The following is a 17,366-nucleotide window of genomic DNA, read 5'->3' as shown; positions in this document are numbered from 1 at the left end:
TATCAGAATTTCGGTGACTTATTGATTCGATTTTTGAATATAGAAAGATGCAGACGTCATGTAAAGGTAAAGGCCCGCACCTCACACCCCGTCTCATCAGGTCATTCAGATGTGTTTAACGGAAAGGAGATCTCTCGACGTTGGTGCTAAATTATTCAAGCCGATCGGTAATCTGTTTTTTTGCATAAAACACAAAGCGTTCTACAGACGGCATACACGCTGCCCAGTTATGTTTGGTTAACCCCAGATATTCCGCACGCGCCGCTTGCAGCAAATCAGCATGCTCAGCGGGTAATTGCGGCAGAAGCCAGGATGCGGCCTCATCTTTAGCGACAATATTACCCGTAACCACGCTATACCAGATACGTGCCAGAGCAAGGATGATATTACGCTCGTCCCCCTCTAAATCAGCCGGTTTCTGCCACATCTCAAGGATATGCCGAAATGTTTGCAATACATCGCTAAACGGAATGACGTTAAATAACGTCTCAGCCGGTTCACCGAACAGCGGTACGCTGGCGCGCCGGGCCTGGGTCAGCAGAATAGAAAGATCAGGATCCACCATTGCCGGTTCAAACACGCCAGCGCGAATATCATCACGCAGCCATTCGCCAAACTGCATTTCTCTCGCCGGTGGGAATCGCCACGGCACGATCTGCGAGTGCAGAACCACGGTCACTTCCAGCGCACGATATGGCCCGGAGGTGCCGGGAGGCGCTGAAATGGTCAGCAAATCCTGCATCAGTTTTTTTCTTTGTCGGGCATTTATTGGTTCACGCAGGGTGACCAATAAATCAATGTCGCTTTGGGGTTTTAAGCCGCCTTCAACCGCAGAGCCATACAAATGAAGGGCAATGAGATTCCCCTCGAAAATCTGACGGATGCACGCACTGGCGGCCTCCACCTGTCGTCGAATTGCGTCTGGAATAATATTAGCCATTTAGCCCCCAGGGAAAAATGAGCGGAAATATTGAGTCTATACTGCATTCTTCCTGCAGCGCTATCCCTGGCACAAAACCTTTACCAGATCTGATTCTAAGCCTGAGGTAGCATACTGCCCGCGTCCATTTTCTGACATAATGAGCAGATTCGATTTTGCCCCGCAGGAGTCTTCTCATGGAATTTACCGCCGGACTGATGCCGCTTGAAACGGCTTTCTCTCAGATGCTTTCGCGTATTACCCCGCTCACCGCCGTCGAAACGCTGCCGCTGGTTCAATGCTTTGGCCGCATTCTGGCCACCGACGTTGTCTCCCCCATTGATGTACCGGGATTCGATAACTCGGCAATGGATGGCTATGCGGTACGATTAGCCGATTTACAATCTGATCAGCCGCTTGCTGTGGCGGGTAAAGCCTTTGCCGGTCAGCCTTTCCATGGCGAGTGACCTGCGGGAACCTGCATCCGTATTATGACCGGCGCCCCGGTGCCTGCTGGTTGTGAAGCGGTGGTGATGCAGGAGCAAACCGAACAAACTGACGACGGGGTGCGTTTTACCGCCGAAGTCCGCCGCGGGCAAAATATTCGTCTGCGCGGTGAAGATATTGCAAACGGCGCGGTGGTGTTTCCCGCCGGGACTCGCCTGACAACCGGCGAGCTTCCCGTTCTGGCTTCGCTCGGTGTTGCCGATGCTCCCGTTGTGCGCAAAGTCCGCGTGGCGCTGTTCTCCACCGGTGATGAACTGCAGTTGCCAGGTCAGCCGCTGGGAGACGGGCAGATTTATGACACTAACCGTCTGACCGTTCACCTGATGCTGCAACAGTTAGGCTGCGAAGTGATCAACCTGGGGATTATTCGCGACGATCCCAACGCGCTGCGTGCCGCGTTTATCGAAGCCGACAGCCAGGCCGATGTCGTCATCAGCTCCGGCGGCGTTTCAGTAGGCGAAGCGGATTACACTAAAACTATTCTGGAAGAGCTGGGAGAAATTGCCTTCTGGAAGCTGGCCATCAAACCGGGCAAACCGTTCGCGTTTGGCAAACTGAGCAACAGCTGGTTTTGCGGTCTGCCGGGTAATCCAGTGTCTGCGGCCCTCACCTTCTATCAACTGGTACAACCGCTCCTGGCGAAACTCAGCGGCAACACCGCCTGTGGACTACCGCCTCGCCAGCGCGTGCGCACCGCTTCACGCCTGAAGAAAACACCTGGCCGTCTGGATTTTCAGCGCGGTGTATTGCAGCGTACCGCTGAAGGCGAACTGGAAGTCACCACTACCGGGCACCAGGGCTCGCATATTTTTAGCTCTTTTAGCCAGGGTAACTGTTTTATCGTGCTGGAGCGCGATCGTGGTAACGTCGAAGCCGGCGAATGGGTTGAGGTCGAGCCGTTTAACGCACTGTTTGGAGGCCTGTAATGGCAGAACTCAGCGACCAGGAGATGATGCGCTATAACCGGCAAATCATTCTGCGCGGCTTCGATTTCGAAGGTCAGGAAGCGCTCAAGGAGGCGCGGGTACTGGTCGTTGGTGTGGGGGGACTGGGATGCGCAGCAACTCAGTACCTTGCAGGCGCTGGCGTCGGGCATTTAACCTTGCTCGACTTTGACACAGTCTCCGTGTCGAACCTCCAGCGCCAGACGCTGCACAGCGATGCGACCGTTGGACAGCCAAAAGTGCTATCCGCCCGCGACGCACTGGCGCGGATTAACCCTTATATCGCCATTACGCCGGTGAATGCGCTGCTGGACGAGAGCGAGATTCACACGCTTATTACCGAACACGATTTGGTGCTGGACTGTACGGATAATGTCAGCATCCGCAATCAGTTGAATGCCGGATGCTTCGCCGCCAGGGTTCCGCTGGTTTCCGGTGCGGCAATTCGCATGGAAGGACAAATTACCGTATTTACCTACCAGGAAGGAGAGCCCTGCTACCGTTGCCTGAGCCGTCTGTTCGGTGAAAACGCCCTGACCTGCGTAGAGGCCGGAGTGATGGCCCCGCTGATCGGCGTGATCGGCTCGTTACAGGCGATGGAAGCCATTAAGCTGCTGGCTAACTACGGTAAACCGGCGTCAGGAAAAATCGTCATGTACGACGCCATGACCTGCCAGTTTCGCGAAATGAAGCTGATGCGCAATCCCACCTGTGAGGTCTGCGGGAGTTAGCAGAGAAATCGTCGGCACCACACTATTGCCAGAGGGCGATGCTAACGCCTCCTGTCAGGCCTACAACAGCGCATTGTGTAGGCCGGATAAGGTGTCAGCCGCCATCCGGCAAAACAGACTTACAGAGAAGTGCGTCCAAATGCGCTCTGCCAGTCGTGCTCGAACTTCGCTACGGCAGCATCAACGGCCGGAGAGCTAATCATCTGCTGAGCGACATCCAGCGGCAGCGTGATGGACTCGCAGCCTGCCAGCAGGCAATCCAGCGCCTGACGCGGCGTTTTAAAACTGGCGGCCAGTACTTTGGCGTGCGGGGCATGCATTTTCAGTAAGGTCTGCAGATCGGTCACCGTCTGAATGCCGTCCCCCCCCTGCGCATCCACACGGTTAACATATGGCGCAACGTATTCGGCCCCCGCAAGCGCAGCTAATAGCCCTTGAGCAGCGCCGTATACCGCGGTACCCAACGTCGGGATCCCTTCTTCTTTCAGCAATTTAATGGCCGTCAGACCTTCTGCCGTGACCGGCACTTTGACCACGATATCCGCAATGATTGCCCGCAGCTTACGCGCATCGCTGACCATGCCTTCGGCGGTGGTTGCCATTACCTGAGCAAACAGGCGTCCTTGCCCTCCCATCGCTTCCTGCAGTTGCGGCAGTAACACGTCCAGCGTCTGCTTACCTGCCGCCACAATGCTTGGGTTAGTGGTCACCCCTGCTAGCGGAAAAACCCGCGCCAGAGCTTTTACCGCGTCAACGTCAGACGTATCTAAATAGAGTTCCATAACCTTTCCTCAAACGAATAATTAGCATGAATAAAAGGTAACACGGCGAAACCTCACGGTTAGTTGACGTACGTCAATATAACTTTCATTCGAAAGTAATTTAATCTTTATACGAAAGATGAGAGGCCGCTTATGATTTTCAATATCCAGCGCTATTCCACACATGATGGTCCCGGTATCCGTACCGTGGTGTTCCTTAAGGGATGCTCCCTGGGCTGTCGGTGGTGCCAGAATCCGGAAAGCCGCGCCCGCACGCAGGATCTGCTCTATGACGCGCGTTTGTGCCTCGACGGTTGCGATCTCTGTGCTCAGGCCGCACCGAAGGTGATTGAACGCGCGCTGAGTGGATTGCTGATTCATCGCGAAAAACTGACCGATGATGCGCTCACGGCGCTGACCCACTGCTGTCCAACCCAGGCGCTGACCGTCTGCGGAGAGGAAAAAAGCGTGGACGACATCATGGCGACCGTAGTGCGTGATAAACCGTTTTACGATCGCAGCGGCGGGGGCCTCACCCTGTCTGGCGGTGAACCCTTTATGCAGCCAGAACTGGCGGCAGCACTACTCAAAGCCAGCCACGATGCAGGTATTCATACAGCGGTTGAAACCTGTCTGCATGTCCCGTGGAAGTATATTGAACCGTCATTACCTGACGTCGACCTGTTCCTGGCCGATTTAAAACATGTCGCCGACGCGCCGTTTAAACAGTGGACCGATGGCAGCGCCTCTCGCGTACTGGAAAATCTGAAAAAACTGGCCGCCGCCGGTAAAAAAATGGTTATCCGCGTCCCCCTGATTCAGGGGTTCAACGCTGACGAAGCCGCTATTCAGGCCATTACCGATTTTGCTGCCGACGAGCTTCACGTCGATGAGATCCATTTTTTGCCCTACCACACGCTGGGCATCAACAAATACCACTTACTCAGTCAACCCTACAACGCACCGGATAAACCGCTTGATGCGCCTGCGCTGCTCGAATTTGCCCAGCAGTACGCCAGCCTGAAAGGTTTAACCGCGACCCTACGAGGATAATCGCCATGACCACTCTGAAACTGGACACACTCAGCGACCGTATCAAAGCGCATAAAACGGCCCTGATCCACATCGTGAAGCCGCCGGTTTGTACCGAGCGCGCCCAGCACTATACCGAGATGTATCAACAGCATCTGGATAAACCTATCCCGGTTCGCCGCGCGCTGGCGCTGGCCCATCATCTGGCGGAACGCACCATCTGGATCAAGCATGACGAACTGATCATTGGTAACCAGGCAAGCGAAGTGCGTGCCGCGCCAATCTTCCCGGAATACACCGTGTCGTGGATTGAAAAAGAGATCGATGACCTCGCCGACAGGCCGGGCGCGGGCTTTGCGGTAAGCGAAGAGAACAAACGCGTATTGCACGAGGTGTGTCCATGGTGGCGTGGTCAGACCGTGCAGGATCGCTGCTACGGGATGTTTACTGACGAGCAGAAAGGGCTGCTGGAAACCGGCATTATCAAAGCCGAAGGTAACATGACCTCCGGTGACGCACACCTGGCGGTAAACTTCCCGCTGCTGCTGGAAAAAGGTCTCGACGGCCTGCGCCACAAAGTTGATGAACGTCGTTCCCGCATCAATCTGACATGTCTGGAAGACCTCCATGGCGATCAGTTTCTGAAAGCGATTGATATCGTGCTGGAGGCCGTCAGTCTGCACATTGAGCGCTTTGCCACGCTGGCACGTAAAATGGCGGCCACGGAAACTCGCGCCAGTCGTCGTGATGAACTGCTGACCATGGCGGACAACTGCGATGTTATCGCCCATGAGCCGCCAAAAACGTTCTGGCAGGCGCTACAGTTGTGCTATTTCATCCAGTTGATCCTGCAAATTGAATCAAATGGTCACTCGGTGTCGTTTGGTCGCATGGATCAGTACCTCTATCCGTTCTACCGTCTTGACGTAGAACTGAACCAGAGCCTCGATCGTGAGCACGCCATTGAGCTGCTGCACAGCTGCTGGCTGAAACTGTTGGAAGTGAACAAAATCCGCTCCGGCTCCCATTCGAAAGCCTCGGCGGGTAGCCCGCTGTATCAGAACGTGACCATTGGTGGCCAAAACCTGGTCAACGGTCAGGCAATGGATGCCGTCAATCCGCTCTCCTACGCCATTCTGGAATCCTGCGGTCGCCTGCGTTCTACTCAGCCAAACCTGAGCGTGCGTTATCATGCAGGGATGAGTAATGATTTCCTGGATGCCTGTGTACAGGTGATCCGCTGCGGCTTCGGGATGCCTGCCTTTAATAACGACGAAATCGTCATACCTGAATTCATTAAGCTTGGCATTGAACCGCAGGACGCCTATGACTATGCGGCCATTGGTTGCATCGAAACCGCCGTTGGCGGCAAATGGGGCTACCGCTGTACCGGTATGAGCTTTATTAACTTTGCCCGCGTGATGCTGGCAGCGCTGGAAGGTGGTCGCGATGCCACCAGCGGTAAAGTATTTCTGCCACAGGAAAAAGCACTCTCGGCTGGTAACTTCAACAATTTCGACGAAGTGATGGACGCCTGGGATGCGCAGATTCGCTACTACACGCGTAAATCTATCGAAATTGAGTATGTTGTCGACACCATGCTGGAAGAGAACGTACACGATATTCTGTGCTCTGCGCTGGTAGATGACTGTATTGAACGCGCGAAAAGCATTAAGCAAGGCGGTGCGAAATACGACTGGGTATCGGGTTTGCAGGTGGGTATTGCCAACCTCGGCAACAGCCTGGCTGCGGTGAAGAAACTGGTCTTTGAACAAGGCGCTATCGGTCAGCAACAGCTGGCCGCCGCGCTGGCCGACGATTTTGACGGTCTGACCCACGAACAATTACGCCAGCGGCTGATCAACGGCGCACCGAAATACGGCAACGATGACGATAGCGTTGATACGCTGCTGGCCCGCGCTTATCAGACCTATATCAATGAGTTGAAACAGTATCATAATCCGCGTTACGGACGTGGCCCGGTTGGCGGCAATTACTACGCGGGTACCTCATCGATCTCCGCAAACGTACCGTTTGGCGCGGCAACGATGGCCACACCGGATGGTCGTAAGGCGCACACTCCGCTGGCAGAAGGCGCAAGCCCGGCTTCCGGAACGGACCATCTCGGCCCAACAGCGGTAATTGGCTCGGTGGGTAAACTGCCGACCGGTTCAATCCTCGGCGGCGTGTTGTTAAACCAGAAGCTGAACCCGGCCACGCTGGAGAATGAATCCGATAAGCAGAAGCTGATGATCCTGCTGCGTACCTTCTTTGAAGAGCACAAAGGCTGGCATATTCAGTACAACATTGTCTCCCGTGAAACGCTGCTGGAAGCCAAAAAGCACCCGGATCAGTATCGTGACCTGGTGGTCCGTGTAGCAGGTTATTCGGCCTTCTTCACCGCGCTGTCTCCAGATGCGCAGGACGATATCATCGCACGTACTGAACATATGCTGTAATCCCCCTTACCCGGCGGCATTTCGCTTGCCGGGTATTCTTCTTTCGAATGAAATAAATTTGTGCTTTAGCTCACATTGTTATTAAAATGTTTCTGGTCGCAGTTATGAGCCAGGAGCAAGTATGACCATCAAAGTTATCGTCACTGATATGGACGGAACTTTTCTCGACGACGCCAAAAAATACGATCATGCACATTTTATGGCGCAGTATCAGGAACTGAAAAAACGAGATATTGAATTTGTCGTGGCCAGCGGCAATCAGTATTATCAACTGATCTCCTTTTTCCCGGAACTCAAAAATGAGATCTCTTTTGTTGCCGAGAACGGGGCGTTAGTCTTTGAACATGGCAAACAGCAGTTTCACGGTGAGCTGACCCGCCACGAATCCCGCATTGTCATTGGCGAACTGCTCAAAGATACGCATCTCAACTTTGTAGCTTGCGGCCTGCAAAGCGCCTACGTTAGCGAAAATGCCCCCGAGTCCTTTGTCGCATTGATGTCAAAACACTACCATCGCCTGAAACCCGTGAAGGATTATCAGGACATTGATGATGTGCTGTTCAAGTTCTCGCTGAATTTACAGGATCAACAAATCCCATTAGTGATCGATCACCTTCATTCTGCCCTTGACGGTATAATGAAGCCCGTCACCAGCGGCTTTGGGTTTATCGACCTGATCATTCCTGGTTTGCATAAAGCCAACGGAATCAGCCGTCTGCTAAAGCGCTGGAACCTGTCCCCGCAAAACGTGGTCGCCATTGGCGATAGCGGCAATGACGCAGAAATGCTGAAAATGGCGCGCTACTCTTTCGCCATGGCCAACGCGGCAGAGAGTATCAAATCGATTGCCCGCTATCAGACCGACGACAATAACCATCAGGGCGCGCTGAACGTGATTCAGGCGGTGCTGGATAACACTTCCCCTTTTAATTGCTAATCCTGCCCAACCGGGGTATCCCCTTGCCCCGGTTTCCACGCTTTAACATGTTTCTCACACCATCAAATTTTAAACTTGCGTTAACTAAATTTTAACTTATATTATCACCTGTAAGTTAAACAAGTTTCGAATGAAAGTTAATGCGAGGTGGATATGGCTTTTACTTTTACCAGCGACACGTTGCCCACCGATCACAAAGCGGCAATCCGGCAGATGAAAAAGCAATTGCGTGAACAGCTTGGAGATGTTCAGTCGATTTTCAATCAGTTGAGCGAGGCCATTGCTAATCGCGTGGCGGAAATCAACGCCCTCAAAGCGCAAGGCTCTCCGGTATGGCCTGTGTTGTCCTATGCGGATATCAAGGCGGGTCGCGTGAGCGCTGAGCAGCGTGAAGAAATTAAGCGTCGCGGATGCGCGGTCATTAAAGGCCATTTCTCTCGCGAACAAGCCCTCGATTGGGATAGGTCAATGCTGGACTATCTGGACCGCAACCATTTTGACGACGTTTACCAAGGACCGGGCGATAATTTCTTTGGTACCCTGAGCGCGTCGCGACCTGAAATCTACCCCATCTACTGGTCCCAGGCGCAGATGCAGGCCCGTCAGAGTGAAGAAATGGCAAATGCGCAGTCATTTCTCAACCGTCTTTGGACATTTGCAGGCGAAGGTAAGCAATGGTTTAACCCGGATGTCAGCGTTATCTACCCCGACCGCATACGCCGTCGTCCACCGGGAACGACGTCCAAAGGGCTGGGCGCGCATACGGATTCCGGCGCGCTGGAACGCTGGCTTCTGCCGGCATATCAGCAGGTCTTTGCTAATGTTTTCAATGGTAAGCTGGAAGATTACGACCCGTGGCAGGCCGCGCATCGCACTGAAGTAGAAGAGTACACGGTGGATAACACCACCAAATGTTCAGTATTCCGTACCTTCCAGGGCTGGACTGCTCTCTCCGATATGCTGCCAGGTCAGGGGTTGTTGCACGTGGTCCCTATCCCTGAAGCGATGGCCTGGGTACTGTTACGTCCATTGCTTGACGATGTGCCGGAAGATGAACTTTGCGGCGTAGCACCCGGCAGAGTTCTGCCGATTTCTGCGCAATGGCATCCGCTGCTGATTGAAGCGTTAACCAGCATTCCGCAACTGGACGCCGGAGACTCCGTATGGTGGCATTGTGATGTGATCCACTCCGTCGCACCGGTAGAAAATCAGCAGGGTTGGGGCAACGTGATGTACATCCCTGCCGCACCGATGTGCGAAAAGAATCTGGCCTACGCCCATAAAGTGAAGGCCGCGCTGGAAAAAGGCGTATCGCCGGGTGATTTCCCACGCGAGGATTATGAAACTCACTGGGAAGGACGCTTCACGCTGGATGATTTGAATATCCATGGCAAGCGTGCGCTGGGGATTATTTAATCTGTAACTTACACAAGTTTCCCTAAGTATTTCGCGTTACAGGAAGGCGGCCAGCCTGTAAATCCCCGCAAGCTTACACAAGTAAGTGACCGGGGTGTACAGGTGCAGCCAACACACCTGTAACACGAAAGACGACGGGAAAATTATTCGACGCCCTTGCTACGCAGGTAATCTTCGTAGTTACCGGTGAAGTCGATTACGCGTTCCGGCGTAATTTCAATCACGCGGGTTGCCAATGAACTGACGAACTCACGGTCGTGAGAAACGAAGATCAGCGTGCCCTGGTACATTTCCAGCGCCATATTCAGCGACTCGATAGATTCCATATCCAGGTGGTTGGTCGGTTCATCCATTACCAGGATATTCGGCTTCTGCATCATCAGCTTACCGAACAGCATGCGTCCTTTTTCACCACCGGACAGCACTTTAGCAGGTTTCTTGATATCGTCCTGGCTGAACAGCAAGCGACCAAGGAAGCTACGTACTACCTGCTCATCATCGCCTTCCTGTTTCCACTGACTCATCCACTCGAAGACCGTCAGATCGTTTTCGAATTCGTACTCGTGATCCTGCGCGTAGTAACCAACCTGGGCGTTTTCAGACCATTTCACGGTACCGTTATCCGGCTGTAATTCGCCGACCAGCGTTTTCAGCATGGTTGATTTACCCACGCCGTTGGCACCCAGAATGGCAATTTTCTCACCGACTTCCAGCAGCAGGTTAAAGTTTTTAAACAACGGACCTTCATCAAAACCTTTCGTCAGCGCTTCCACTTCCAGCGCGTTTCGGAACAGTTTCTTATCCTGTTCGAAGCGGATGAACGGGTTCTGACGGCTGGACGCCTTCACTTCGTCAAGCTTGATCTTATCAATCTGACGCGCACGAGAAGTCGCCTGACGAGATTTAGATGCGTTGGCGCTAAAGCGGCTGACGAAGGATTGCAGATCGGCAATCTGCGCTTTCTTCTTGGCGTTATCGGCCAGCAGACGTTCACGCGCCTGGGTTGCCGCCGTCATATATTCGTCGTAGTTACCCGGATAAACACGCAGTTCGCCGTAGTCCAGATCCGCCATGTGCGTACAGACCATGTTCAGGAAGTGACGGTCGTGCGAAATGATGATCATGGTGCTGTCACGCTCGTTCAGCGTCTGCTCCAGCCAGCGGATGGTGTCGATATCCAGGTTGTTCGTTGGTTCGTCGAGCAGCAGAATGTCCGGGTTAGAGAACAGCGCCTGTGCCAGAAGCACACGCAGCTTCCAGCCGGGGGCGACTTCGCTCATCGGGCCATAATGCTGTTCTACCGGAATACCTACGCCCAGCAGCAGTTCACCCGCACGCGCTTCCGCAGAGTAGCCGTCCATTTCGCCATACTGAACTTCAAGGTCAGCAACTTTATAGCCGTCTTCTTCGCTCATTTCGGCCAGGGCGTAAATGCGATCGCGCTCCTGCTTTACTTCCCACAGTTCACCGTGACCCATGATCACGGTGTCAAGCACGGTGAACTCTTCAAAGGCGAACTGATCCTGACGCAGCTTACCAATGCGCTCGTTCGGATCGAGGGAAACGTTGCCCAGCGTCGGTTCGAGGTCGCCGCCGAGAATTTTCATAAAAGTGGATTTACCGCTACCGTTCGCGCCAATCAGGCCGTAACGGTTGCCGCCGCCAAATTTGACGGAAATATTTTCAAACAGCGGCTTACTGCCGAACTGCATGGTGACGTTGCTGGAAACTAACACTGGCGTATCCTGAAAGAGAAAGAAATATGTGACGAACCGCTTATTATGCCATAAGTCTGCAATAAGATCGCGCCTTGATGCTGAAGGGATAAAGTGAAAGCAAAAGGAAAAAAATGTGATTTAGTACACATCCGAATTCCTTGTTGCTCAGATTGCACATATAATGCGTGCCCAACACTACATAAATCTCAACCCACTAGCCTGCCTGGCACTGAATCTCGCATACATGAACATGAATATGAAATTAACAACGCTTTTCGCGGCGGCACTCGCAATAGTTGGTTTTTGTAACACCGCTTCTGCCGTCACGTACCCGCTGCCTACCGATGGCAGCCGTTTGATCGGCCAAAACCAGGTCATCACTATTCCTGAAGGCAACACCCAACCGCTGGAGTATTTTGCGGCGGAGTATCAGATGGGTCTGTCTAATATGCTGGAAGCCAACCCGGGCGTGGATACCTTCCTGCCGAAGGGCGGCACCGTCCTGAACATACCTCAGCAATTGATCCTGCCGGATACCGTGCATGAAGGTATTGTTATTAACAGCGCTGAAATGCGTCTGTACTACTACCCGAAAGGCACCAACACCGTTATTGTTCTGCCGATCGGTATTGGCCAGTTGGGCAAAGACACGCCAATCAACTGGACCACCAAAGTAGAACGTAAAAAAGCGGGCCCAACCTGGACGCCAACGGCAAAAATGCATGCGGAATACCGCGCTGCGGGCGAACCGCTGCCAGCTGTTGTTCCGGCAGGTCCGGATAACCCGATGGGCCTGTACGCGCTGTATATCGGTCGCCTGTACGCCATCCACGGCACCAATGCTAACTTCGGCGTCGGCTTACGCGTCAGCCACGGTTGCGTGCGTCTGCGTAACGACGACATCAAATTCCTGTTTGAAAATGTGCCGGTCGGCACCCGCGTACAGTTTATCGATGAGCCGGTAAAAGCCACGACTGAACCAGACGGCAGCCGTTACATCGAGGTACACAACCCACTGTCCACCACTGAAGCACAGTTCGAAGGCGGGGAAATCGTACCGATTACGCTGAACAAGAGCATTACCAGCATCACCGGTCAGTCTGACGTCGATCAGGCCGTCGTTGAGCAGGCGGTACAGAACCGTTCAGGTATGCCGGTTCGTCTGAACTAAGCATCAAAACTGTCCCTTCGCCTTATCGGGCCTACTTAACCTGTAGGCCCGATAAGCGCCAGCCCCATCGGGCACAATCCTCACATCACCTGCAATAAACCATACCCTACCAGCGCCGCCCATATCAGCATCGGCACCGAATACCAATGAAAACGCCACCAGATCCGTCGATCGTTTGCCATCCGTAAAGCAATAAGATTCGCCAGCGATCCCGGCAACAACCCAAAACCGCCCACATTGACCGCCCAGGCCAGCAGCAGCGTTGGCGGGACGTAGTTCAGCAGCAAAATCGTGCTGGGAACATTACTGATAAACTGCGACAGGCCAATGGCCGTCAACCAAAGCCCCGGTGCTGACAGCGTGCCAATCTGGTGGGTAATCTCCTGCAAGGCCGGGAGTTGCGTCAGCAAGTGCACATCAATGAACATCGCCATAAACACCAACAGCAGTGTCCAATCCACGCTGAGGATCACGCGGCGAGCCAGCACCATGAATCCTGCCGCAACGATCGCCAGGCCCCACAGCTCTTGTTTTAACTCCAGTGCCGCCAGGAAAATGATATACAGCCCCAGACAGCTCCACACCAGGCGCGGTTGCCAGTCAGGCGCGCGCGTACCGGTATGATAATGCAATGCTTTATGCGGGAAACTCAACCAGCACAGCACCACCAGCGTCAGCATCATGGTCCCCGCAAGCGGCGCCATCTGCCAGGTAAACGCGGTAAACGATAAGCCGGAGCGTCCCCACATCAGAATGTTTTGCGGATTACCAATTGGCGTGAGCAACGATCCGGCGTTTACCGCCAGCGCCTCAAAGATAATCAGGCGATTTACAGGAATGGCACACAATTTTTTCAGGGTGATCGTCAGCGGAACAACAATAAACAGCGCAACATCGTTGGTCAGAAACGTCGACAGCAGCGCCGCCGCCAGCACCATAAATATCGCCAATTGACGTTCGGTGTTAAAGCGCCGGGTCATCTTGCGCCCTAACACATCGAAGTAACCGCTTAGCTCCACGCCTTTGGTCAGTAACATCAGGCCGCTAAGTGTAATAATCGTGTGCCAGTCTATCGCCCCCGGCCACGACCGTGGCGTAAATGGCACGAACAGGCTCAGTACAACCCCGACAATGATTAACAGCTGAAAAAAGCGATCGCGCTGTAAGGCGCGTAGTAAAGGAAAACTCATTCAGAGCCAGCACCTTGCTGTTGCGTAAACCGGCTAAAAGCCTCCAGCGTTTCCTTACTGACGTGATGCTCCATTCCCTCCGCGTCGCGACGGGCAATTTCCGGGCTGATACCTAACATCAGCAGGAAATTCTCCACAATCTGGTGACGCTCCCGACTCTCCTGAGCCAGTCGCTCACCCTCTGCGGTTAAAAACACGCCCCGCCAGGGGATCATTTCAATCAACCCAACTGAAGCAAGACGCTTAAGCATTTTAGCAACCGTCGGCTGGGAAACCCCAAGCCGTGCTGCCATATCTACCTGGCGCGCTTCACCCACCTCAATAATGAGATCGGAAATCAGCTCTACGTAGTCATCAATCAGCTCACGGCGATGTGCCTCCCGGACCTGACGAAATCCTTCAACGTGTTCTTCGACATTCACCAATTGCGTCACTTTTTTTGTTGTTGGCATACCTGCGCGACGACTCATTCTGCTTCCTCGTTACTGTGACGCGTTAACGGCATCTGATTAGAGAACGCTCATTGTAAACCAGAGTTGCGTGGGCACAAAAAATTAACGTTTTAGCAATAGCTATATAATATAGCCTGTGCTATATCTGTATATAATAAAGACATCCCTCAAGGACTGATGGGATCGTGAAGTCAGGAGGTTTATATGAATGAATTTAAGAGGTGTATACGCGTGTTTAGCCACTCTCCCTTTAAAGTACGGTTAATGCTGATCTCTATGCTGTGCGACATGATTAACAGCAAACCAGAGCAGGATAAACCTGCAGATAAATAATGCGGCGTCGCGGCACGCCGCTTCATTTTCCTGCCGTAACTCGGATACGGTGATCGTTTTCGTGCCAATAACCCTTCTTTTTGTCAGTTTTGCCACGCCCCTCGCAAAACAATTTCTTAGTAGTAGTTGACCTTCTCTTGCACACACTCTATCTTTTCGCAGCCCTGCATATATTGCGGCTCGCGGATGCGGACCCTATCCCCCTTCTCGCTCTCTCAGGCAGGCAATGACCCTTAGCGCCAGGGTAAGCACATGGCGTTTTTGTAACAGTGGCATATGAATTTAACCCTCAAAGATTCAATCATTGCTCGTAGCCGGGCGATTAGTCCGTGGACTGGCCTCTATTTCTTACAGTCTCTGCTGATCAACCTTGCGCTGGGCTATCCGCTTAGCCTGCTCTATAGCGTTGCTTTCACCTGTATATTGATGCTGCTGTGGCGCAGCGCGCCGCGTGCGCAGAAAGTGCTGATTGGCATTTGCTCGCTGATAGCGGCAATGTACTTCCCGTTTGGCCAGGCTTACGGTTCGCCGAACTTCAATACCTTGCTGGCGCTGCACTCAACCAATATGGAAGAGTCTACTGAAATTCTGACCATCTTCCCCTGGTACAGTTATCTGGTTGGGGTGTTTATTTTCGCCCTCGGTGTTATTGCCGTACGCCGTAAAAAAGAGGTGCCGCAGCGTAGCTGGAACAAGTTCGACAGCATTTGTTTGCTGTTCAGCGTTGTCGCGTTCTTTGTGACCCCGGTGCAAAACCTGGCCTGGGGCGGCGTGTTCAAGCTGAAAGACACCGGCTATCCGGTTTTCCGCTTTGCCAAGGACGTTATCGTTAATAACAACGAAGTGCTCGACGAACAAGAGCGTATGGCGAAGCTGGCGAGCGTGAAAGACAGCTGGACGGTAACCGCCGTGAAGCCGAAGTATCATACCTACGTGGTGGTCATCGGCGAAAGCGCCCGCCGCGATGCGTTAGGCGCTTTTGGCGGCCACTGGGATAACACCCCGTTTGCCAGTTCCGTTAACGGCTACATCTTCGCGGATTACATCGCGGCAAGCGGTTCGACACAAAAATCACTCGGCCTGACGCTGAATCGGGTGGTGGACAATAAACCCCAGTTCCAGGATAACTTTGTCACTCTGGCCAACCGCGCGGGATTCCAGACGTGGTGGTTCTCCAATCAGGGACAGATTGGTGAATACGATACGGCCATCGCCAGCATTGCGAAGCGAGCTGATGAAGTTCAGTTCCTCAAAAGCGGTGATTTCGAAGCGGATAAAAATACCCGTGACGAAGCGTTGTTGAAGATGACCGCCCAGGTGCTGGCAACCGAGCGCACTCAGCCACAGCTTATCGTGCTGCATTTAATGGGCTCGCATCCGCAGGCCTGCGACCGTACGCAGGGTAAATACGAGACTTTCGTCCAGTCAAAAGAGACATCTTGCTATCTGTACACCATGACGCAGACGGATGACCTGCTGCGCCAGCTTTACGATCAGTTACGTAACAGCGGTAACAGCTTCTCGATGGTCTATTTCTCCGATCATGGCCTCGCGTTTAAAGAGCGGGGGAAAGAGGTGCAGTACCTGGCGCATGACGATCAGTTCCAGCAGAATTTCCAGGTACCATTTATGGTGCTGTCGAGCGATGATAAAGCGCACCGGGTGATTAAAGCCCGTCGCTCCGCCAATGATTTCCTCAGCTTTTTCTCGCAGTGGACGGGGATAAGCGCGAAGGAAATCACCAACAGCTATCGCTTTATTTCAGAGAAAAAGGCTGGCCCGGTGTATATCACCAACTTCAAATTGCAGAAGGTGGACTACAACCATCTGGGTACCGACATCTTTGAGACCAAATCTCGTTAATCTCTGAGTTGCGCACAAAAAAAATCCGCCCCGAGAGGCGGATTTTTTGTATCACCGAAGTGATTAGAAGCGGTAACCCACGCCAGCGATCCAGGTGCCAACGTCAACGCTACGAATACGGCTCTGCTCGTAGGAGAAGTCCAGAGCAACGTTTTCGATCGGGTTGAACTGCAGACCAGCACCGTAAGAGAAACCGTAGTCACTGGTGGTGTGGTTATCAGCCGGGGATGCTGCGTTCTGGAATTTACCGTAGCCAACACCCACTACACCGTAGATGCTTGCCCAGTCGTTCAGACGGTAAGCCGGGCCAGCAGTGATGCCGTAGTACTGGGTTTTGTTGTAGTCGCCAGACGCATCGGTACGATCTTTTTCAGTGTAAGTGAAGGAACCGATAACACCCAGCGGGTTGCTGTCCTGCTCGTAGCGATACTTCAGGTTAAAACCGTTCATTTTGTTCGCTGCGCCCTGAGCATCGCTCTGAGCGTAACCACCGGTAACGGTAGAAGTCGCAGCTACAGCAGTACCTGCGGAGAAAGCCAGAACAGCGGCCAGTGCTGAAAGACATGCAATTTTTTTCATAACCACCTCAAATGTGCTTCAAGTAAATCCTAAGTTTTAAATATACCAAAAATTGATGGGAAACTCTTTGCGATTCGCGATGTCTAACGGAGTCTTTCATGTAACAGAACGTTTCAGAAACCCGCTATCTCTTTCAATTAACATCACTTTTCTAACCTAAAATGCCATTATTGCGCGCACAATACGGCACATTCATCCAGAATATTCCTAATCACACAGATTATTAATCCATCACTTTCATGCCATTGTACGGAACTGAGCAATTTTTTTTTCAACGAATACTCAACCAGCGGTGCGTATTTCCATTACACTCGCTGTTTTACTTTTCTATACATCACGTCATCCGTGTCGTAG

General features: G+C 52.8%; 14 protein-coding genes and 1 pseudogene. 9 read left to right on the top strand and 6 right to left on the bottom strand.

What is annotated here, in order from left to right; all coding sequences use genetic code 11:
* Positions 1–151 precede the first annotated feature (151 nt).
* Complete coding sequence (locus tag GPJ68_RS08045; RefSeq protein WP_094168569.1) at positions 152–940, bottom strand: aminoglycoside adenylyltransferase family protein; 789 nt, start codon at positions 938–940, stop codon at positions 152–154.
* Between the two features lie 176 nt (positions 941–1,116).
* On the opposite strand from GPJ68_RS08045, the pseudogene moeA reads away from it, so the two are divergent.
* Together moeA and moeB are read left to right on the top strand one after the other, a co-directional pair.
* Positions 1,117–2,352, top strand: a pseudogene (gene moeA, locus GPJ68_RS08040) (molybdopterin molybdotransferase MoeA).
* Positions 2,352–3,101: a molybdopterin-synthase adenylyltransferase MoeB gene (gene moeB / locus GPJ68_RS08035; RefSeq protein WP_049282695.1), complete on the top strand. Its 750-nt coding sequence runs from the start codon at positions 2,352–2,354 to the stop codon at positions 3,099–3,101. Before moeA ends, moeB begins: the two are co-directional and overlap by 1 nt.
* 119 nt (positions 3,102–3,220) lie before the next feature.
* On the opposite strand, the gene fsa is transcribed toward moeB, so the two are convergent.
* Positions 3,221–3,883 (bottom strand): fructose-6-phosphate aldolase, encoded by a 663-nt coding sequence (gene fsa, locus GPJ68_RS08030; RefSeq protein WP_019076360.1) that lies wholly within the window; start codon positions 3,881–3,883, stop codon positions 3,221–3,223.
* A gap of 132 nt (positions 3,884–4,015) precedes the next feature.
* Between fsa and GPJ68_RS08025 the strand changes: the two genes are divergently transcribed.
* From GPJ68_RS08025 to GPJ68_RS08010, 4 genes are all read left to right on the top strand, one after another.
* The gene (locus GPJ68_RS08025) at positions 4,016–4,915 is read left to right on the top strand and encodes a glycyl-radical enzyme activating protein (RefSeq protein ID WP_016152383.1); all 900 of its coding nucleotides are present in this window, start codon (positions 4,016–4,018) and stop codon (positions 4,913–4,915) included.
* Between the two features lie 5 nt (positions 4,916–4,920).
* Positions 4,921–7,353: a glycyl radical protein gene (locus GPJ68_RS08020; RefSeq protein WP_019076359.1), complete on the top strand. Its 2,433-nt coding sequence runs from the start codon at positions 4,921–4,923 to the stop codon at positions 7,351–7,353.
* A gap of 121 nt (positions 7,354–7,474) precedes the next feature.
* Complete coding sequence (locus tag GPJ68_RS08015) at positions 7,475–8,290, top strand: Cof-type HAD-IIB family hydrolase (RefSeq protein ID WP_180837225.1); 816 nt, start codon at positions 7,475–7,477, stop codon at positions 8,288–8,290.
* Between the two features lie 153 nt (positions 8,291–8,443).
* Positions 8,444–9,706 (top strand): DUF1479 domain-containing protein, encoded by a 1,263-nt coding sequence (locus tag GPJ68_RS08010; RefSeq protein WP_019076358.1) that lies wholly within the window; start codon positions 8,444–8,446, stop codon positions 9,704–9,706.
* A 143-nt stretch (positions 9,707–9,849) separates the two neighbouring features.
* On the opposite strand, the gene GPJ68_RS08005 is transcribed toward GPJ68_RS08010, so the two are convergent.
* The gene (locus GPJ68_RS08005; protein WP_016156073.1) at positions 9,850–11,442 is read right to left on the bottom strand and encodes an ABC-F family ATPase; all 1,593 of its coding nucleotides are present in this window, start codon (positions 11,440–11,442) and stop codon (positions 9,850–9,852) included.
* A 232-nt stretch (positions 11,443–11,674) separates the two neighbouring features.
* Here GPJ68_RS08005 and ldtB point away from each other — a divergent pair, with 232 nt between their 5' ends.
* The gene (ldtB, locus tag GPJ68_RS08000; protein ID WP_003035268.1) at positions 11,675–12,595 is read left to right on the top strand and encodes a L,D-transpeptidase; all 921 of its coding nucleotides are present in this window, start codon (positions 11,675–11,677) and stop codon (positions 12,593–12,595) included.
* A gap of 80 nt (positions 12,596–12,675) precedes the next feature.
* On the opposite strand, the gene GPJ68_RS07995 is transcribed toward ldtB, so the two are convergent.
* Positions 12,676–13,785 (bottom strand): anion transporter, encoded by a 1,110-nt coding sequence (locus tag GPJ68_RS07995; RefSeq protein WP_016156072.1) that lies wholly within the window; start codon positions 13,783–13,785, stop codon positions 12,676–12,678.
* A complete protein-coding gene (gene mntR / locus GPJ68_RS07990) occupies positions 13,782–14,255 on the bottom strand; it encodes a manganese-binding transcriptional regulator MntR (RefSeq protein WP_016156071.1) in 474 nt (157 codons plus the stop codon). Before mntR ends, GPJ68_RS07995 begins: the two co-directional genes overlap by 4 nt.
* A gap of 186 nt (positions 14,256–14,441) precedes the next feature.
* Between mntR and mntS the strand changes: the two genes are divergently transcribed.
* Positions 14,442–14,570 carry a manganase accumulation protein MntS gene (gene mntS, locus GPJ68_RS07985; protein ID WP_016152374.1) on the top strand — a complete coding sequence of 43 codons (129 nt, stop codon included), beginning with the start codon at positions 14,442–14,444 and terminating at the stop codon, positions 14,568–14,570.
* Positions 14,571–14,846: 276 nt separating this feature from the next.
* On the top strand, positions 14,847–16,433 hold the full coding sequence (locus GPJ68_RS07980) for a phosphoethanolamine transferase (RefSeq protein WP_104651559.1): 1,587 nt from the start codon (positions 14,847–14,849) through the stop codon (positions 16,431–16,433).
* A gap of 63 nt (positions 16,434–16,496) precedes the next feature.
* On the opposite strand, the gene ompX is transcribed toward GPJ68_RS07980, so the two are convergent.
* On the bottom strand, positions 16,497–17,012 hold the full coding sequence (gene ompX, locus GPJ68_RS07975; RefSeq protein WP_016152372.1) for an outer membrane protein OmpX: 516 nt from the start codon (positions 17,010–17,012) through the stop codon (positions 16,497–16,499).
* Positions 17,013–17,366 lie beyond the last annotated feature (354 nt).

Source organism: Citrobacter sp. 172116965 (assembly GCF_013458095.1).
Lineage (GTDB): Bacteria > Pseudomonadota > Gammaproteobacteria > Enterobacterales > Enterobacteriaceae > Citrobacter > Citrobacter braakii.
This window is presented reverse-complemented; position numbering and strand designations above follow the sequence as displayed.